Below are 17,407 nucleotides of genomic sequence, written 5' to 3'. Positions count from 1 at the left end.
CCGGCCTCGGAGCCCGCTCAAGGTCCGTCCGCCTTGCGCCGCGTCTCAGGGCTGCTGCCGCGTCGCCGCCAGCACGATCTCGCGAATGCACACATTCTGCGGCTGCTGATAGGCGTAGACGATGGCGCTGGCCACGTCTTCCGCCGCCAACACGCCGCCCATCTCCTGTTTCCAGGCTTCGTAACCGGCCTTGATCGCCTCGCTGCTGGTATGCGACAGCAACTCGGTGTCCACCGCGCCCGGCGCTATCGTCACCACCCGCACGCCGTGGTCCGCCACTTCCTCGCGCAGATTCTCAGACATCGCGTGCACCGCGAACTTGGTGCCGCAATAGGCCACATGGTTGGGGAAGGTCTTGCGCCCGGCCACCGAGCTGATATTGATCACCGTGCCGCGCTTGCGCTCCACCATGCCGCCCAGCACCGCGTGGATGCCGTTGAGCAGGCCGTGCACATTGACGTCGAACATGGTTTTCCACTCCTCCGGCGCCTGCTCGGCCATCTGTCCCAGCAACATCACGCCGGCGTTGTTGACGATGGCGTCCACCGGCCCGAAGCGGCCCTCCGCCTCCGCCACCGCGGCGGCCAGCTGGGCGCGGTCGGTCACGTCCACCGCGCGGCACAAGGTATTGGGCAAGGCCAGCGCTTCCAGCCGCTCCACCCGACGCGCCAATAGCAAGAGCGGATGGCCTTGTTGCGACAACAAACGGGCGGTGGCGGCGCCGATGCCGGAGCTGGCGCCGGTGATGACAATGAGAGCCTTACTCATGGAACTTCTCCTTTAGCAATAGAAATAACTGATATCAAATCCTTGAGCAGCACTATAATTCGCTGACGATTCCACGAAAAATCGTTTATTCCACTTGCTGCCATCGGTTTAATTTATGGATATCCGCTCACTCAAAGCCTTCATCGCTGTATTCGAAGAGCGCAACATCACCCAGGCCTCGGCGCGTCTCTACCTGAGCCAGCCTGCGCTGTCCGCCACCATCCGGCAACTGGAAGAACAGCTGGGGGCCGCGCTGTTCCAGCGTCAGCCGCGCGGGGTGGAAGTAACCGACGCCGCCCGGCTGCTGTACCCGGCGGCGCGGCGGCTGGTGGAAGAAGCCGACAGCCTGACACAGCTGTTTCGCGGCCGGCAGGACTGCCTGCCGCTGACGCTGGGAGTGGCGGCGGACCTGGGCCAGGCCGACGTGGCGCGCGTGTTGGCGGCGGCCTACCGCGCTGTGGACGGCTTGCTGCTGGAACTGGCGGCGGGCTGCGCCGGCGACGCGCGGCTGGACGAGGAGGCCAATCGTTGCGAGGACGAACTGTTCCTGCCGCTGTGGGAAGAGGATTATGTGCTGGCGATGCGCGCCGACGCGCCGCTGGCGGGACAGCCGCTGCTACGGCCGGGACAACTGCTGGGCCAGGACCTGATCGCCTGCCCGGACCATCCGTCGCACCAGCGCTTCGCCAGCCTGTTGGGCGAGGCGGCGCGGGAACTGGCGGTGGCGGCGCGCTGCGCCACCCTGCAACAGGCGGCGACGCTGGCCGCGGCCGGCGCCGGCGTCGCCTTCGTCCCGCAGGGGCTGGCCAAGGACCACCCCGAGCTGCGCTGCGTGCGGCTGGAACAGGCGGAACTCAGCCGCCGCGTCGGCCTGTGCTACGCGCCGGACGCCTTGGCCAAGCCGGCGCTGGCCCGTTTGAAACAAGGCCTGGCCGGCGGCTGAGGACCTGTTTTAACAGCGGCTGACAAAACTCAGTTTTACGGCTGAGGCAAGACGCGCCGACGTAACCAGTCCCTTGAGCACGGCATCAGCGGTTTTGTCAGCCGCGCTTGGTCTTAGAACCTGTTCAAAGTCTCGCGAGCTAAAGCGAGACAAGGCGAAAACGGCTGAGAAAGCGGAATGTACACGTGGTACATGAGCATTTCGAAGCGGTACTCACCGTGTCACATTTCACAACGCGCAGCAGATCGTAAACAGGTTCTTACTGCACCGCGGCGAAAGCCTTGGCCACATAAGGCGCATTGGCGCGGGTCAAGCCGGCCACGCACATGCGGCCGGTGCCCACCAGATAGACGCCGAAACGCTCACGCAGGGCGTCCACCTGGGCCTGGCTGAAGCCGGTGTAGCTGAACATGCCGCGCTGATGGACCAGATAGGCGAAGTCCTGCTCCGGCAGCGCCTGCTTCAGCACCTCCACCAGAATGCCGCGCATCTCCAGGATGCGGCTGCGCATCTCGTTCACCTCGGACACCCACAGCGCTTTCAGCTCGGCGTCGCCCAGCACGGTGGCGATCAAGCGCGCGCCGGTGGTGGGCGGATTGGAGTAGTTGCGGCGCACCGTGGCCTTGAGCTGGCCCAACACCAGCTCCGCCTCGGCCTGGCTCGGGCATACCACCGACAGGCCGCCGCAGCGCTCGCCGTACAGCGAGAAGATCTTGGAGAAGGAGTTGCTGACCAGGAAGGACACGCCGGCGTCGGCCATCGCGCGGATGGCGTAGGCGTCCTCTTCCAAGCCGGCGCCGAAACCCTGGTAGGCGATGTCCATGAAGGGAATCAGCTGCTTGCGCTTGGCCAGCGCCACCACCTGATCCCACTGCGCATTGTCCAGATCCGAGCCGGTGGGGTTGTGGCAACACGGATGCAGCAGCAGGATGCTGCCGGCAGGCAGGGTTTCCAGCGTGTCCAGCATCGCCGCGAAGTCCACGCCGCGGGTTTGCGGATCGAAATAGGGGTAGCGATTGACCGCGATGCCGGCGCCTTCGAAGATGGCCACGTGGTTGTCCCAGGTCGGATCGCTGACCCACACCTGGGCGTCGGGGAAATAACGCTTGAGGAAGTCCGCGCCCACTTTCAGCGCGCCGGAACCGCCCAGGGTCTGGATGGTGGCGACGCGGCCGGCGGCCAGCGCCGGGTGTCCCTCGCCGAACAACAGCTCCTGCACCGCCTTGCGGTAGGCCGGCAGGCCGTCCATCGGCAGATAAGTGCAAGGCTGGGCCGGCTGGGCCGCCAGCTTGGCCTCAGCCTGCTGCACCGCGTTCAGGCGCGGAATGCGGCCCTGCTCGTCGTAATACAGGCCGATGCTGAGGTTGACCTTGTCGCCGCGCGCATCCTTGCCGAAGGCGTCGACCAGCGACAGGATGGGATCGCCGGCGTAGGCGTCGACGTGCTGAAACATGTGTTTCTCCTTGAGTAGTGTGGTATCGCCTCGTGCAGCCGTTTAGAACGGCTAACAAACCCCTGATGCTGCGTTGCGCCGACTTGCCGTACTCAACGGCGCGCCATGCCTCAGGCGTGAAACCCATATTTGTTAGCCGCTCTTTAGAACGCGTTTACGATCTCGCGAGCTCAGGCGAGACCAAGCGAAAACCGCTGAGAAAGCGGAATGTACGAGTGGTACATGAGCATTTCGAGACGGTACTCACCGTGTGACGTCTCACGACGCGCAGCAGATCGTAAACAGCTTCTTACGCCGCCCTCTGACGGGGCGGTAAAGATAGAGTATTGTGCCAGACGGATTCAGGACCCGGACGCCAGATCGTCGCGCTTCAGCGCCAGCATCATCGCCGCGATCCACGGCAGGATCAGCCAGCCGCCCAGCACATTCAGCGCCGCCACCAGCTTCAGCCGCGGGCTGCCCACCAAGGCGGCGGTCAAGGTCGGCACCAGATAAGCGCCGCCCAAGGCCAGCGCATTACCCAGATACATCGCCCATTGCTGCCACTGCGGCTCTCCGCTGTAAGCGCCGTAAGCCCACAAGGCCAACGCCGCCGCCAGCACCGTGAAGAACAGCTTGCGCGCCATCGTCAAAATCTTCATATCTTCCTAATCCGTTCTCGCCGCGACAGCGCCATCAGCCGCCGCCACAATGAAATGCCAAGCTTAATCAGGCTTGCGCCAATATGGCAAAAGCAATTGCATAAATCAGACAGTTTGCGCCACATTTTTACCAAACAGCGCAAGATTGATATGCATCAGGCAAGCATGGGATTCCCTTTTCAACTAATGCGAACCATCTGCCTACAATCCACTTGCCCTCACCGCCAACCGCCGCACGCTTAGCGCGCGGCCACCATGAGCCGTCTCGCACCGCGACTGACTGCTCAGAACCTGTTTACGATCTGCTGCGCGTCGTGAGACGTCACACGGTGAGTACCGCTTCGAAATGCTCATGTACCGTTTGTACACTGCGCTTTCTCAGCCGTTTTCGCTTGGTCTCGCCTTAGCTCGCTAGATCGTAAACACGCTCTCAGAGAAGAGGAATGCATCATGACGCCGCGCCCTACCCTGCTTGCCCTGGCCACCGCCCTTGCGCTGGCCGCCCCGCTCGCCGACGCCTGCTCATCGCTGATCGTCGGCAAACAGGCCTCCGCCGATGGCTCCATCATCATCGCCCGCAACGAAGATTATTACATCAATAACTGGAACAAGCGCCTGGTGCTGCATCCGGCGCGCGCGGCGGCCAAGGATGAGACGCTGAGCTTCAAGAACGGCCTGAAAGTGCCGGCGCCGGCACAGTTCTACCGCTACAGCGGCCTGATGGACTGGAACGGCGACAGCGCCGGCGGCGACGGCCTGTACGAGGAACGCGGCGTCAATGAATTCAATGTGGCGGTGTCCGCCACCAATAGCGCGGAGATCAACGCCCGCGCCAAGAAAGCGGACCCGCTGCTGGACAACGGCGTGGTCGAGGCGGTGATCCCCTCGCTGATTCTGCCGCAGGCCAAGACCGCGCGCGAAGGTGTGGAACTGCTGGGCCGCTATATCAACCAATACGGCGCCGGCGAAGGCAATGGCGTGCTGATCGCCGATCCGAACGAAGCCTGGTATATGGAAATCGGCTCCGGCCACCACTGGCTGGCCTATCGCGTGCCGCAGGACAGCTATTTGATGGTGGCCAACGGCCTGCGCCTGCACGACATCGACCTCGCCGACCGCGCCAATGTGATCGCCAGCCCCGGCCTGGCCGAGTTCACCGCCAAACACCAGCTGCTGGCCAAGGTGGACGCCAAGCGCTTCAACTTCGCCCAGGCCTTCGGCGTCGTCGGCGACAAATACAATGTGGACCGCGAATGGCTGGGCCAGCATCTGCTGAACCCGGCGCTGCGCCAGGCCACGCGGCAGGCGCAATACCCGCTAACGCTGAAGCCGGAACACAAGATCGCGGTGGCCGACGTGGCCAAGGTGCTGCGCGCCACCTTCCACGGCACCGCGCTGGCCAAACAGAAGGACGCGGACCGGCCGATGGGCGTGGACCGCACCATAGAAACCCACGTCATCCAGCTGCGCGCCGGCCTGCCCAAGGAATTGGCGGCGCTGACCTGGCAATCCTTCGGCAGCCCGGCCGGCGCGGTGCTGGTGCCGATGTATGAAAACGCGATGAAGGACATCCCCGTGCCGCTGCGCGCCGGCGCGGCCAATTACGAGAGCGGCTCCGCCTACTGGGCCTTCCGCGCCAACGCCACGCTGGCCCAGACCAAGCCGGACAAATATCTGCCGGTGCTGGCGCAATGGCAGGCGCGGCTGGAGCGGCAGTTCCAAAGCCAGCAGCCGGCAGTGGACGCCATGCTGACCAGCCTCTACGCCAGTCAGCCGCAAACCGCGGTAGGCTTTGCCGGCCAGTGGAGCGGCGGCAATATGCTGAGCGCGGTGCAATCGGCGCGCGACGTGCACGCCGGCCTGCTGACCGACCTGACCAAGGCCAGCGAGAAGAAATACAGCCCGGAGGAGCTGGAAAAAATCAAAAACCTATAAGAACGTGTTTACGATCTCGCGAGCTAAGGCGAAACAAGGCGGAAACGAGCGAAACAGCGGAATATACAGGTGGGACATGAGCATTTTGAGCGGGTCCTCACCGTGCAACGCTTCACGCCACGCAGCAGATCGTAAACAGGTTCTAAGCGGCTAGCAGCCAGGAGCGGCGCGGGCAAACCCGGCCGCTCCCGCCAGTCCGGGCGTGTTATCTTTGATGGCATCCCCCTCGCCCGGCTGGCTGCGCCATGCCCCCCCACATCGACACCGATCCCGCGCGGCTGGACCGCGAACGCGTCTACCGCTACCTGTCGGAGCAATCCTACTGGGCGCGCCAACTGCCGCGCGACATCTTCGAGCGCTCGCTCGACCATTCGCTGTGCTTTGGCGCCTACGCCGCCGACGGCGAGCAGATAGGCTTCGCTCGCGTGATCACCGACTACGCCACCTTCGCCTATCTGGCCGACGTGTTCGTGGTCGAAGCCTGGCGCGGCCAAGGCGTGTCCAAGCAATTGATGGCGGCGATCGATAGCCATCCCGGCCTGCAGAACCTGCGCCGCATGCTGCTGGCCACCGCCGACGCTCACGGCCTGTACGCGCAGTTCGGCTTCAGCCCGCTGTCCCGGCCGGAATGGATGATGGAAAAAAGAGACGCCGACGTCTACCAGCGGCTGACCGCGAATCCCGGAAGCGCGGCATGAGCGTGCGCAAACAATTCTGGGTCGATCCCTACCAGACCGAGCTGCACACCACGGTGGCGCACGTGGACGGCTCGCGGGTCTGGCTGGACGCCACCCTCTTCTACGCCTTCTCCGGCGGCCAGGAAAGCGACAGCGGCAACATAGCCGGCCGTCCGGTGCTGCGCGCGGAAAAACAGGGCCTGGACATCGCCTATACCCTGGCGGACAACCATGGCCTTGGCGCCGGCGACGCGGTGACGGTAGCGATAGACTGGCCGCGCCGCTACCGGCTGATGCGGCTGCACTTCGCCGCGGAGCTGGTGCTGGAAACCATTTGCCGCGAGCTGCCCGACGCGGAAAAGATAGGCGCTCACATCGCGGAGGATAAAGCGCGCATCGATTTTGCTCTGGCCCGGCCCATCACCCCGCTATTGCCCGCCATCGCCGCCAAGGTGCTGGCGCTGATAGACGCCGATCTCGCCATCGTCAGCGCCTATTCCGACGAAGCAAACCAGCGCCGCTACTGGGAACTGCCCGGCCTCTACCGCGTGCCCTGCGGCGGCACCCATTTGCGCCGCAGCGGCGAAGTGGGCGAACTGAAGCTCAAACGCAAGAACGTGGGCCAGGGCAAAGAGAGGGTGGAGATCACGCTGGCGCGGCCATAAGAGCCTGTTCAATGTCTGCTGCGCTACGTGAGTAGCGGCGCGGTGAGTACACCTTCGAAATGCTCATGTAGCACGTGTACATTCCGCTTTCTCAGCCGTTTTCGCCTTGTCTCGCTCTTGCCCGCGAGACTTTGAATAGGCTTTAAGAAAAACCCGCGCGGGCATGCCCGGCGCGGGTGGTTTCACGTGAAACGGCAATCTGCAAACGCTCAGGCAGGCTGCTTCGGCCAGTCCGCCTCGGCCAACTGCGGCCACGCGATCTGCTGCGGCAAGCGCGACAACTCGACGCAGTAACGCTTCCACGCCGTCAACAAGCCTTGTTCCTGCGTCGTCGCCAAGCCCAGCTCCTGCGCGTCCTCCAAAGGCCGGCGCTGAGCATAAGCAATCGCCAAACGCTGCTGCAACTCCTGCTGCGCCTGCGCCGTCAGCGCCGCGCGCTGCGCATCGGCGTCCACTTTCCAGGCTTTCTTGTTCCACACCGCGAAAGGCGGCGGTTCCAGCTCGGTGGCCTGCAAGCTGTCCGGCGTGTCGCCGATTTGCGCCGTCACCGGCTGCGCGCTGGCCTTGCTCCACAGCTTGAGCGCGCGAAAATCCACCACCAGCAGCCAGCCGCCGTCGCGGTAGACCGCCGCTTGCTTGTCCCCTGCCTGCGGGGGTTGCTGCTCGGTGGCATTGGCCGGAATCAACCAAGTTTCCTCAACATCCAGCGGCGATAGATCCGCCGTAGTGGTGCCCAGATACTCGCCGGATTCCGGATGGTAGGCGTAGACGGTTTTCTGTTTGCGTTCTTGCATGGCGGTTTCCTTAGTATTTGATGCAGGTGAGAAGGGCGACGTTGCGGGGGCGGGTGGAGCCATAACCGCCAGCCCAGCCATTACTGTCCACATCGTATACGATGCCGTAACCTTCCATTTGGGCTCGTCGCATCTCGTAATATTCCTTCTTGGTTTTATCCGCGCCTAAGTCCACATACCCGATCGGGGTGTTGTTATTTGCATGAATCAGACTCGCAACGCCAACGGAGTCAAGACTTGGATCAGAAATTGTTAGCGTCCCTTTTTGCCATGAACCGAACACCCGCCCGTCATCCACCCCGCCACCATAATCCCAACCACGCACAAACTCCCCGCGCAGATCCGGAAGATTGAACGTCGTCAAGCCATCCCCTGCCCCATACGTTGTCCCAATCGTGGCAAACAAGCCGGGGTAAGTGCTGCGACTGACCGGAGAGCCGTCGCACCTCAACCAACCAGGCGGCGTATAAGGCATCGCGAAATGCCCTACCAGGCCCGGCGCGCCGGACATGGTCAGCAGATTGGTGATAGGGCCGTCCTCGCACTGGGTCAGGTCCACGTAAAAACCACGCGCCTTGACGCCATCGTTGTTGAACACGCGGAACTGGTTGCCCCAGACATCGATATTGACGTCGCTGAGCTTGCTGTCGCTTTGCGGCGCTTGCAATTGCAGCTGGCCGCCTTCCTTGCCGCCCTCGGCCAGGAAGCGAGAATTGGGCTGAAAATCCACCCGCCCATTCATCTTGCCGCCGCTCAGCGGCAAGGCGTCGGTGATGCCGTAGCCGGCCAGCGTGGTCGGCTTGCTATTGCCGCCCCAGGTCAGCTTCTTCAGCGCCTGCAACAACTGGTCCTTGCGCGCCGGATCCGCGCTCTGGCCGCTGTCGCGTATCACCGTCAACAGCTCGTCCTGGCTGGACTGGGCGGCGGACTGGACATTGTTCAACCACTCCGAGGTCACCACCGTGCCCAATTCGCCGGTGTAAGGGTTGCCGTCGTGGAACAGGCCGTCCGGGCTGTTGATCGGCTTCATGGTGTTTTGCATCGCGCTCTCGCTCCATTTACAGGGTTGGCCCGCTGGCCGGGCTGGCGGCTTGGGGCGGACTCCGGGCCGGTAGGGTGATCCGTAAACCACCCGCTGACCTGCTTCGCTAGTGAATCAATACCGTCATTTTGCCGTTTAGCGACGCGCGTCAGCAGTGGACGGATGTCAGTAGTTTGGAGCGCAGCCGCAAAGCAAAACGACGGCCGAAGCCGCCGTTTTCCAAGCACACAAACTCAATGTTTAGACAGGCGCCGCAGGCCAGTCCGCCTTGCCCAGCTGCGGCCACGCGGCCTGCTGCGGCAGCCGCGACAGCTCAACGCAGTAACGCTTCCACGCCGTCAGCAGGCCTTGTTCCTGCGTCGTCGCCAGCCCCAGCTCCTGCGCGTCCTCCAAAGGCCGGCGCTGAGCGTAGGCAATCGCCAAACGCTGCTGCAACTCCTGCTGCGCCTGCGCCGTCAGCGCCGCGCGCTGCGCATCGGCGTCCACTTTCCAGGCTTTCTTGTTCCACACCGCGAAGGGCGGCGGCTCCAGCTCGGTGGCCTGCAGGCTGTCCGGCGTGTCGCCGATTTGCGCCGTCACCGGCTGCGCGCTGGCCTTGCTCCACAGCTTGAGCGCGCGAAAATCCACCACCAGCAGCCAGCCGCCGTCACGATAGACCGCCGCTTGCCTGTTCCCCGCCTGCGGCGGTTGCTGCTCGGTAGCGTAGGCCGGAATCAGCCAGGTTTCTTCAACATCCAGCGGCGACAGGTCCGCCATGGTGGTACCCAAATACTCGCCGGTTTCCGGATGGTAGGCGTAGACGGTTTTCTGCGTGCGTTCTTGCATGGTGATCTCCTTAGTGTTTGATGCAGGCAAGCAGGGCGATGTTGCGGGGGCGGGTGCCTTTCAAAAGGTTGGTTGTCGACCCTGTAACAGCTTGCGTCAATGTGCCTCCAAGAAGTTGAGCTTGCCAGTTCGGGATCGGAGTTACACCGTAATTAACCACGGAAGTACCATCGACATGGTTGCTCTCAAAACCATCATCAAACAGACCACTCACCCATCCCAATCTATCGTTGTAACTGCTTTGCCATGCACCGCTGCGCGTCGGATCGATATAGCCTTGGTAAGGAATCAATGAGCCCATTTGCCTAGACGCAAATGCACGTCCCACGTCTACTACAGGGTGATCGCTGCTCCAGCCGCGGATAAATTCTCCGCGTAAATCAGGCAGGTTAAACGTTGTTGTCCCATCTCCTGCACCGTATCGCGTCCCAATTGCCTCAAACAACGCGGGATAAACATTGCGGCTGGCCAAGGAGCCATCACATCTCAACCAACCAGGCGGTGCAGATGGCATTGCAAAGTAGGCCACTTCGCCGGCTGGCGCCGCGGCACGCAATTGACTAGTCGTCGCGCCATCGGCAATGCCATAACCAGCCAGCGTACCCGCTTTGTCCGCCTTGATGGAAACCTCTGCCTTAGTGGCCCCATCGGTAATCCCGTAACCCGCCAAAGTAGTCGGCTTGCTATTGCCACCCCAGGCCAGTTGCTTCACCGCCTGTAGCAATTGATCCTTGCGGTTGGCGTCCAATGCCTGGCCGCTGTCCTTGATCAAGGCAATCAACTCGTCCTGAGTGGCGACAGTCGCCTGCTGCAGGCTGTTCAGCCAATCGGCGCTGACGATGGTACCCAGTTCGCCAGTGGTGGGGTTGCCGTCATGAAACAGACCGTCCGGGCTGTTGATCGGCTTCAAAGTGTTTTGCATCGCGCTCTCGCTCCTTAATGAGTCTGCCCATGAGCCGGGCCGGCGACATAGGCGGGGTACGGACCACATTAGCCGTCGTCAGACCGCCAGTTGACCCGCTTCGCTAGTGAATTAATGCCCTCATTGTGCCGGGGAGCGACGCGCGTCAGCAGCGGACGGATGTCAGTGGCGAGCAGGCAAAAAAATGGCAACCCCGCAGGATTGCCATACTTGAAAACCGATGATGTTTACGGCGCGATCGGCGCTTTGTGTACGTAACCGCCATGCATACCGGACAGCGCTGCAGGCAAGGCCAGTTGGAAGACCGAGTTATTCTCGGCAAAAATGTGACAGTTGCTATAGCCACGCCCCCAGTCAGTCATCCCAGCCATATGCACCCAGCCATCGCTCGGCGTGATGCGCTTATTCTCCATTGGCTTGCCATTGCGATACTGGCCGCAATCAAGGTAAATAGAGCCGCTGATACAACGCAGCCAGCTCATGAATGTAACTAGTCCATCGGTACCGGCCCCATACGCCATCGCCAATGCCATATTTTTTCCATCGAGCACTTGCGCCGAATGACTCAATGCTCCACAGCGCAACTCCGCAATATGAAACTCGTTGCCATAACGCTTTTGATCACGCCCCATGCCATTCAATAAATCCTCTACCGGCTGCGCCAACTTCGGGCCAGGGCCTTCATACGAGCTATTATCATGAATGAAACGCCCCACAGAGCTAACACTCTGGCTATATGAAACATTATGCATGGGGGTGGCAAACGGAGTGGTGATCTGAATGGCTCTCACCTGGGCAATGCCCTCCGGCGTGAATGGATCGAAAAAACGCCCGCCGTCCGCCAATAGATTACGCCGCGGCAGCATGCCCACAGTGATGCCGTCCTGGATGCCGTAGCCCGCCAGGGTGCTGGCCTTATCGGCCTTGACCGCCACTTCGGCCTTGGTGGCCCCATCGCTAATGCCGTAGCCCGCCAGCGTGGTCGGCTTGCTGTCTCCGCCCCAGGCCATTTTTTTCACCGCCTGCAACAACTGGTCCTTGCGGCTGGCGTCCAGCGTCTGACCACTGTCCTTGATCAAGGAGATCAGTTCCTCCTGGGCCGAGCGCGTAGCCAGTTGCAGGTTGTTCAACCAGTCGGCGCTGACGATGGTGCCCAGTTCGCCGGTGGTGGGGTTGCCGTCGTGAAACAGAGTGTCCGGCGTGTTGATGGGCTTGAGTGCTTCTTGCATGGAATCGCCTCCCGCGGAAATGAAGAATCGGCCACGGCCGATGACAGGTGTCGTTACTGAAAGGATTTGGAGGGGATTTTGCAAGAAACACAGCAGCAGCAGCAGTGGACGGATGTCAGTGCACCGGAGGAGGGAGGCTGCTTCAAAATCCAGCGAGTGAGAACGAAACACAGCAATATCAGCTGAATACATACATAACAGAACATTCTGCAGGCATTTTCAACGTCGCTGTCTAGCTACCCTGCTAAAGCGCAGTAGACATTGAACAAGTTTTAAATACCCCGGCACCGATAATACTCCGCAATGACTTGAAGAAAAAACGGCAGCGCATGGCTGCCGTTTTGATTGATAAACCCTGAATCAGACAGGCTGCTTCGGCCAGTCCGTCTCCACCAGCCGAGGCCACATCGCCAATTCAGGCAAACGCGATAGCTCCACACAATAACGCTTCCATCCCAGCAGCCGCGCCAACTCCGCTTCCGTCGCCATGCCGATTTCCGCCGCATCCTCCAAAGGACGACGGCTGGCATAGGCTTCCACGAGGCGCTGCTTCAATTGAGCCTGCATTTGTGCCACCAAAGCGGTAGCCTGGGCCGCCTTATTAATGATCCAGCCTTTGCCATCCCAAGCCGCAAACTCGCAGGGCTCCAGCAAGGTGGCACGCAAGCTGTCCGGGGTCTCGCCTAGCTTGGCCTGGACCGGTAGTGCGGTCTGCTGGCTCCACAGTTTAGTACTGCGCCAATCCGGCATGACCATCCAGCCGCCATCGCGGAATACTGCGGTTTGACGTTCCGCAGTGACCGACGGCTGTTGTTCGGTGCTATGAGCCGGCAACAACCAAACATCTTTTTCCAGTGGCGACAGGTCCGCCTGTGTGATTCCCAGATACTCCCCGGTTTGCGGGTGGTAGGCGTAGACGGTTTTGTTTTTGATTTCTTGCATGAAAGTCTCCTTAGAACTTGATGCAGGCAAGCAGAGCAACGTTGCGGGGACGTGTGGAAAACGCCCCATTATCTCCACTGCCAGGGACAGCAGAGGCAACTGCAACGTAGTAAGTGGTATTGCTCATATCAGTGGGTGTTTTGTTGCCCTCGACATTGACGGACCACCCCTCCGTATTCCAAGCCCCGATAGCGGAAGTGCCTATTGGATAGCCTCCACTCAACTTATCGATCAGATTGCGAATATAGGTAGGACTCTGGGATGCTCCCAGAGCACGCCCCGAATCCACCCCTCGTCCATCATCCCAACCACGGATGAACTCCCCTCGCAAATCAGGCAGATTAAAAGTCGTTGAGCCATCCCCAACACCAAACCTGGTGCCTATCGCCGCAAATAAAGCGGCGTATTCGGTTCGGCTTACCGCGGTGCCATTAGCCTTCAGCCAACCCTCCGGTGCATCGCTCATGGCAAAATAGGCGACTTGCCCGGTCAGATGACCGTCATGCATCAAGGTATGCCAGGGGTTCCAACGCTTGGCGTCGTCGTTGCGAGTACGAAAACGCATGGTGTTTCCGCGCTGATAGTCGGCCGTCAGTTGGCAGGAGTAGTCAATCTGGCCTCCCAATCCACCAAAGGCGATGAACGGGCCAGTCACGCCGCTGGAGGTGCCATAGTTGAATCCCATTTCCCCGCCGGTGATGGAAGTATCCAACGAGGTGCCATCCTGCGGGTCAATACGATAGCGACGTTTCTTGATCAAAGACGTGTCATTGCCGGAGTGCCATACTCGGAATTCACCGCCGCCTGCCTCTTTCAACACCAGTGTTTCATCGCCATAGCCTTTGTGCACCAAGGCTACCGCGCTATATCCCGGCCGATGTAGGCCTAAGGATGGGAAATCCACGCCGGTGGAGCACAGTTCCATAGTCCCTCTGCTGTACATAGTGGCGTCGTAGTTATTCGGCGTGGTCTTCAGGACATGCACAGTCTGCGCGGTAGACAGCGCCAAAGTATTAATGCCGTAGCCCGCCAGCGAATCGGCCTTATCCGCCTTGCCTGCCAGCTTGTTGGTGATGGTGGCCGCGAAGTCCTTGTCATTGCCCAGCGCCGCCGCCAGTTCCTGCAGCGTATCCAGCGCGCCCGGCGCACCGTTGACCACGCCATCGACAGCGGCCTTCAACTCGGACTTAGTCACGCCATCAGCGATGCCGTAGCCGGCCAACGTGGAGGCTGCGTCAGCCAGTTTCTGCCACTGCGCCCAATGTCCCCGATAACAACAGCGATACCAGATACCAGCATCGTTGTAAGCCTGATAGTTCTGATACACCATATTCTCGTCGGCATAGACTTGCAGCTTGCCGGCATAGGGTGTCGGGTAGTTCTTGCCACTGGCCGCTTGTGCGTCCCCCCGCTGGCTATAAAGACCCGTGACGTTAATATCGTTCAGATCCACCACACCCAACGCCGGTTTCAACGGCAAAGCGTCGCCAATACCATAGCCTGCCAACGTGGTTGGCTTGCTATTGCCGCCCCAGGCAATCTGCTTGACTGCCTGCAGCAGTTGGTCCTTGCGCTTGGGGTCGGTACCCTGGCCACTGTCCTTGATCACGGCCAGCACTTCTTCCTGAGTGGCCTGAGCGGCAGACTGCATACCGTTCAGCCATTCAGCGCTGACGATGGTGCCAAGTTCGCCACTGACCGGGTTGCCGTCGTGGAACAGCTTGTCAGGCGTGGGAATGGGCTTGATGGGTTCTTGCATGAGGCGCTCCTGAGGAAAAGAGTAAAGAGCACAGACTCCCGCCCACTGAGGACGGGGCTGTGAGGGGAAGGGAGAAAGGACGGGAAGGTCCGCGTGAGGCGCGGTTTAAGGCTGGTAGGCGAAGTAGACGTAGGTGTGGGCCGGCTTCAGATCCTTGAACAGATCTTCCAGTCGCGGATCGCCGAAGGTGGTCAGGCGTTCTCCGGCCAGCGACTGGCCGGCGCGGAAGAAGTACGGCCGGGTCTTGGCGCCGAACACGGTGACTTGCCACACCCAAGGGATGTCCGCCGTCCACAGCTGCTGGCCGGCGCGGTTGAGACCGGCGCGGAACGGCTGCGGCTCGCTGATGGCGATGCGGTAGCCCATGCCTGACGCCAGCCGGGTGAAGTAGGGAATGGACAGACCGCCGGTTTCCGCCAGCTTGGCCAGCACCGCCTGCTGGCGCTGCTGGTAGGGCGCGTCCGTCGGCGGGGTCAGGCCGCAGACGCGCTCCCAATCCGGCAACAGGCCTTCGGCCAGCAGCGGCGTGGTGGCGCCCACCAGCTGCCGGGCACCGTTCTGCACCCGGTCCAGCGCCGCGCCTTCGCTGCCCAGCTCGGCTTGCAGCCGCGGTCCGTCCGAACTGTAGCTGACCGGCGGCAGCAAGCGCGTCAGCAGTTCGCTATGCGGGGTTTGCGGACTCATTGCATCCCCCTCACCGTGAGTTTGCCCAGGCGCAGCCATTCCACTGTTTTCTCATTCACCGCCGGCGCGATATTGTCGGCGGGCGACAGCAATTGACGGTCCACCACGCCGGGCAGGTCGGAGATCAAGGCTTCCAGCCGGCTCTTGTACAGCTTGCTGCCGGGGGCCAGGCTGGAGAAATGAGCGGCCAGCACCTGACGCAGCGGCTCGGTGACGGCTTGCACGGTGGTGCCGTCCACCGTCAGCGCCACCTCGATGTCCACCGGACGCGGCGTGGGCGCCAACACCAGGCAGTTCTTGGCGGTGACCGGGCGCAGGTCTTCGATATGGGCTTGCACCGCGGCCAGGGTGTCGGCCGAGGGCAGGCTGTCCTGGGCGGTGATCACCACGTCCACGGTGCCGAGGCCGCGGCGCAACGGGTAGACGTAGGCGGCGGACACGCCCGGCACTTCCAGCGCCCAGCGTCGATAATCGTGGCGGTTGCCGCCGGCCGGCGGGCGACGGATGAGCTCCAGCAGCCGCGCCAACAAGGCGGCGTCGTCCTCTTCGTCCACGCCGCCGTCCATGCTGGCGAAGCTGACGCGGCTGGCCAGGCCGCTGGGCGCGGCCATCAGTTCCGCCACCGTGCCGGCCGGCACATTGCCGGCCAGACCGGGCAGATCGGCGGCCACCACCGCGCGGGCCTGGCCGTCCACATCCAGCTGGCCGCCGGCCTGAGTGGTGTAGAGCTGTTCGCCCAAGCGCACTTTCAGACCGGCGGCGAAGCCGGCGCCGGGATTGCCGCTCAGTTGCAACAGGCCTTTGGCCGCCACCGGCGGCTTGCGGCTGAGACCGCGCACCCGGGCGTGCTGTTCCAGATAGTCGCGGTCGGCGCTGTCCGGGAAGATCTGGCGGGCGATCCAGCTTTGATGCTGGTACAAGCCTTCCACCGCGCTGGCGACCGAGCTGGCGCGCACGTAAAAGTCGCTGTCGGGACCGACGTCGGCGTCGGCGCGCAGGTTTTGCAGATCGCGCAGCAGCGCGCCACGTATGGTTTCAAAATCCGGGGTGGACAAAGGCATCAGGCTATCCTCACATGGTGTTGGAAATGTCGGGTCTGGCCGCCGGCCTCTTCCACTTCGACCAACAGCAGCAAACGGCCGCTGCCGGGGCGTTGCGCCTCTACGCCGACGCGGCGGGCGCGTCCGTCGCGCAACAAGGGTTGCAAGGCTTGTTCGGCGTATTGGCAGGCCAGCAGGTCGATCTGGTTGCTGTCCTTGCTGCGAGACAATAGATGCAGGCGGGAGCCGAGTTCGGGATCGGCCCACCAGCCGCCCAGCGGGGTCATCAGCCTCAGGTAGACGGCATTGGCCAGGGTGTCGGTGGTGCCGCCGGCGTAATCGCCGGTGATGGGGTCCAATAGAGGGTCCATGGCGTTATTTTCCGGGTTTGCAGGGGTTGGGGATAAGGGACGCGGGTCAGTGCCGGCGAACATTCAAACAAGCGATATCAACAGCACGCTTGGTGAAAATCGTGTTTTACAACGGTGGACTGGTCGTACCGTGCACGCCGTTATGCTGGTGGCCCACCAGGCTCTTGCCGCCGGCCACCACGTCGCCGCTGACGGTGACGCCGCCCTGAATGGCCATGCCGCCATTGCCTTTGATCTGACCTTGCGCCACCAGCTGCGCGCTGGTGCTGAGCGTGGGCGTGGTAAAGCTGGCCTGCTCGCTGGCGTTGACCTGCCAGTTCTTGCAGCGCAGGCTGAAAGTGTCGCACTCCACCTCGATCAAGCGGCCGCGTTTAAGCACGATCTTGCTGCCTTCGTCGCTGTACAGCGCCACTTCGCCGGGTTTGAGCTGCTTCAACCGGTAGTTGCCGTGCTCGGTGGCGATCACCACGCCGTGGCTGCTGCGCCCGCCCAAGGGCAGCACCACCGCCATGCTGCCCGGCGGCGGATTGGCGCTGTAGCCGTAATGCTGGAACAGCTCGGCGTCCTGCAATTGCTCGCCGGCCAAGGCGTCGGCCTGCACGGTTTGCACGTCGCCGGCGCTGTCCACCCGGGTCAGCACCGCGCGAAAGCCCTGCCGCACATTGCTGAAGGCGCGGCGAATTCTCTGGTCTACGTCATTCCACATCGTTTCAACCT

Annotated in this window: 18 protein-coding genes; 4 read left to right on the top strand and 14 right to left on the bottom strand. The window is 62.1% G+C overall.

Features of this window, described 5'->3' with window-relative positions:
- Positions 1–45: 45 nt before the first annotated feature.
- Complete coding sequence (locus tag ACODRW_RS04645; RefSeq protein ID WP_107801234.1) at positions 46–768, bottom strand: SDR family oxidoreductase; 723 nt, start codon at positions 766–768, stop codon at positions 46–48.
- A gap of 115 nt (positions 769–883) precedes the next feature.
- Here ACODRW_RS04645 and ACODRW_RS04640 point away from each other — a divergent pair, with 115 nt between their 5' ends.
- Positions 884–1,711 (top strand): LysR family transcriptional regulator, encoded by an 828-nt coding sequence (locus ACODRW_RS04640; protein WP_488905261.1) that lies wholly within the window; start codon positions 884–886, stop codon positions 1,709–1,711.
- A 259-nt stretch (positions 1,712–1,970) separates the two neighbouring features.
- Here ACODRW_RS04640 and ACODRW_RS04635 read toward each other — a convergent pair whose 3' ends face one another.
- Together ACODRW_RS04635 and ACODRW_RS04630 are read right to left on the bottom strand one after the other, a co-directional pair.
- Positions 1,971–3,164: an amino acid aminotransferase gene (locus tag ACODRW_RS04635; RefSeq protein WP_235085708.1), complete on the bottom strand. Its 1,194-nt coding sequence runs from the start codon at positions 3,162–3,164 to the stop codon at positions 1,971–1,973.
- A 341-nt stretch (positions 3,165–3,505) separates the two neighbouring features.
- Positions 3,506–3,805 carry a superinfection immunity protein gene (locus ACODRW_RS04630; protein WP_107801237.1) on the bottom strand — a complete coding sequence of 100 codons (300 nt, stop codon included), beginning with the start codon at positions 3,803–3,805 and terminating at the stop codon, positions 3,506–3,508.
- 450 nt (positions 3,806–4,255) lie between these two features.
- Between ACODRW_RS04630 and ACODRW_RS04625 the strand changes: the two genes are divergently transcribed.
- The 3 genes from ACODRW_RS04625 to ACODRW_RS04615 all read left to right on the top strand — a co-directional run bounded on the left by ACODRW_RS04625 (position 4,256) and on the right by ACODRW_RS04615 (position 7,082).
- Positions 4,256–5,740 carry a C69 family dipeptidase gene (locus ACODRW_RS04625; protein WP_488905260.1) on the top strand — a complete coding sequence of 495 codons (1,485 nt, stop codon included), beginning with the start codon at positions 4,256–4,258 and terminating at the stop codon, positions 5,738–5,740.
- A 245-nt stretch (positions 5,741–5,985) separates the two neighbouring features.
- The gene (locus ACODRW_RS04620) at positions 5,986–6,438 is read left to right on the top strand and encodes a GNAT family N-acetyltransferase (RefSeq protein WP_488905259.1); all 453 of its coding nucleotides are present in this window, start codon (positions 5,986–5,988) and stop codon (positions 6,436–6,438) included.
- Positions 6,435–7,082 carry an alanyl-tRNA editing protein gene (locus ACODRW_RS04615; protein ID WP_488905258.1) on the top strand — a complete coding sequence of 216 codons (648 nt, stop codon included), beginning with the start codon at positions 6,435–6,437 and terminating at the stop codon, positions 7,080–7,082. Before ACODRW_RS04620 ends, ACODRW_RS04615 begins: the two co-directional genes overlap by 4 nt.
- A 209-nt stretch (positions 7,083–7,291) precedes the next feature.
- Here the strand turns inward: ACODRW_RS04615 and ACODRW_RS04610 are convergent, their stop codons facing one another.
- From ACODRW_RS04610 to ACODRW_RS04560, 11 genes are all read right to left on the bottom strand, one after another.
- On the bottom strand, positions 7,292–7,876 hold the full coding sequence (locus ACODRW_RS04610) for a tail fiber assembly protein (protein ID WP_488905257.1): 585 nt from the start codon (positions 7,874–7,876) through the stop codon (positions 7,292–7,294).
- Positions 7,877–7,886: 10 nt separating this feature from the next.
- The gene (locus tag ACODRW_RS04605; RefSeq protein ID WP_488905256.1) at positions 7,887–8,918 is read right to left on the bottom strand and encodes a phage tail protein; all 1,032 of its coding nucleotides are present in this window, start codon (positions 8,916–8,918) and stop codon (positions 7,887–7,889) included.
- Positions 8,919–9,158: 240 nt separating this feature from the next.
- Entirely contained in the window at positions 9,159–9,743 is a 585-nt protein-coding gene (locus ACODRW_RS04600) for a tail fiber assembly protein (protein ID WP_488905255.1), read from the bottom strand.
- 10 nt (positions 9,744–9,753) lie between these two features.
- Complete coding sequence (locus tag ACODRW_RS04595) at positions 9,754–10,665, bottom strand: phage tail protein (RefSeq protein ID WP_227105773.1); 912 nt, start codon at positions 10,663–10,665, stop codon at positions 9,754–9,756.
- A 227-nt stretch (positions 10,666–10,892) separates the two neighbouring features.
- Entirely contained in the window at positions 10,893–11,894 is a 1,002-nt protein-coding gene (locus tag ACODRW_RS04590) for a hypothetical protein (RefSeq protein WP_235085691.1), read from the bottom strand.
- A gap of 360 nt (positions 11,895–12,254) precedes the next feature.
- Positions 12,255–12,836, bottom strand: a complete 582-nt coding sequence (locus ACODRW_RS04585; protein WP_227105775.1) for a tail fiber assembly protein — start codon at positions 12,834–12,836, stop codon at positions 12,255–12,257.
- Between the two features lie 10 nt (positions 12,837–12,846).
- Entirely contained in the window at positions 12,847–14,595 is a 1,749-nt protein-coding gene (locus ACODRW_RS04580; protein WP_253315717.1) for a tail fiber protein, read from the bottom strand.
- 105 nt (positions 14,596–14,700) lie between these two features.
- Entirely contained in the window at positions 14,701–15,279 is a 579-nt protein-coding gene (locus ACODRW_RS04575) for a YmfQ family protein (RefSeq protein WP_235085684.1), read from the bottom strand.
- Complete coding sequence (locus ACODRW_RS04570) at positions 15,276–16,340, bottom strand: baseplate J/gp47 family protein (protein ID WP_488905254.1); 1,065 nt, start codon at positions 16,338–16,340, stop codon at positions 15,276–15,278. The genes ACODRW_RS04575 and ACODRW_RS04570 overlap by 4 nt, the downstream gene beginning before the upstream one ends.
- On the bottom strand, positions 16,340–16,690 hold the full coding sequence (locus tag ACODRW_RS04565; RefSeq protein WP_107801249.1) for a phage GP46 family protein: 351 nt from the start codon (positions 16,688–16,690) through the stop codon (positions 16,340–16,342). The genes ACODRW_RS04570 and ACODRW_RS04565 overlap by 1 nt, the downstream gene beginning before the upstream one ends.
- A 106-nt stretch (positions 16,691–16,796) precedes the next feature.
- Positions 16,797–17,396 carry a phage baseplate assembly protein V gene (locus tag ACODRW_RS04560; RefSeq protein ID WP_107801250.1) on the bottom strand — a complete coding sequence of 200 codons (600 nt, stop codon included), beginning with the start codon at positions 17,394–17,396 and terminating at the stop codon, positions 16,797–16,799.
- Positions 17,397–17,407 lie beyond the last annotated feature (11 nt).

Source organism: Chromobacterium sp. FG89 (assembly GCF_057808735.1).
The sequence above is the reverse complement of the archived record's forward strand: the minus strand, read 5'-3'. Positions and strand labels throughout refer to the sequence as shown.

Coding starts and splice junctions, on each gene's coding strand:
- ACODRW_RS04645 (WP_107801234.1), bottom strand. CDS start 768: ATGAGTAAGGCTCTCATTGTCATCACCGGCGCCAGCTCCGGCATCGGC.
- ACODRW_RS04640 (WP_488905261.1), top strand. CDS start 884: ATGGATATCCGCTCACTCAAAGCCTTCATCGCTGTATTCGAAGAGCGC.
- ACODRW_RS04635 (WP_235085708.1), bottom strand. CDS start 3,164: ATGTTTCAGCACGTCGACGCCTACGCCGGCGATCCCATCCTGTCGCTG.
- ACODRW_RS04630 (WP_107801237.1), bottom strand. CDS start 3,805: ATGAAGATTTTGACGATGGCGCGCAAGCTGTTCTTCACGGTGCTGGCG.
- ACODRW_RS04625 (WP_488905260.1), top strand. CDS start 4,256: ATGACGCCGCGCCCTACCCTGCTTGCCCTGGCCACCGCCCTTGCGCTG.
- ACODRW_RS04620 (WP_488905259.1), top strand. CDS start 5,986: ATGCCCCCCCACATCGACACCGATCCCGCGCGGCTGGACCGCGAACGC.
- ACODRW_RS04615 (WP_488905258.1), top strand. CDS start 6,435: ATGAGCGTGCGCAAACAATTCTGGGTCGATCCCTACCAGACCGAGCTG.
- ACODRW_RS04610 (WP_488905257.1), bottom strand. CDS start 7,876: ATGCAAGAACGCAAACAGAAAACCGTCTACGCCTACCATCCGGAATCC.
- ACODRW_RS04605 (WP_488905256.1), bottom strand. CDS start 8,918: ATGCAAAACACCATGAAGCCGATCAACAGCCCGGACGGCCTGTTCCAC.
- ACODRW_RS04600 (WP_488905255.1), bottom strand. CDS start 9,743: ATGCAAGAACGCACGCAGAAAACCGTCTACGCCTACCATCCGGAAACC.
- ACODRW_RS04595 (WP_227105773.1), bottom strand. CDS start 10,665: ATGCAAAACACTTTGAAGCCGATCAACAGCCCGGACGGTCTGTTTCAT.
- ACODRW_RS04590 (WP_235085691.1), bottom strand. CDS start 11,894: ATGCAAGAAGCACTCAAGCCCATCAACACGCCGGACACTCTGTTTCAC.
- ACODRW_RS04585 (WP_227105775.1), bottom strand. CDS start 12,836: ATGCAAGAAATCAAAAACAAAACCGTCTACGCCTACCACCCGCAAACC.
- ACODRW_RS04580 (WP_253315717.1), bottom strand. CDS start 14,595: ATGCAAGAACCCATCAAGCCCATTCCCACGCCTGACAAGCTGTTCCAC.
- ACODRW_RS04575 (WP_235085684.1), bottom strand. CDS start 15,279: ATGAGTCCGCAAACCCCGCATAGCGAACTGCTGACGCGCTTGCTGCCG.
- ACODRW_RS04570 (WP_488905254.1), bottom strand. CDS start 16,340: ATGCCTTTGTCCACCCCGGATTTTGAAACCATACGTGGCGCGCTGCTG.
- ACODRW_RS04565 (WP_107801249.1), bottom strand. CDS start 16,690: ATGGACCCTCTATTGGACCCCATCACCGGCGATTACGCCGGCGGCACC.
- ACODRW_RS04560 (WP_107801250.1), bottom strand. CDS start 17,396: ATGTGGAATGACGTAGACCAGAGAATTCGCCGCGCCTTCAGCAATGTG.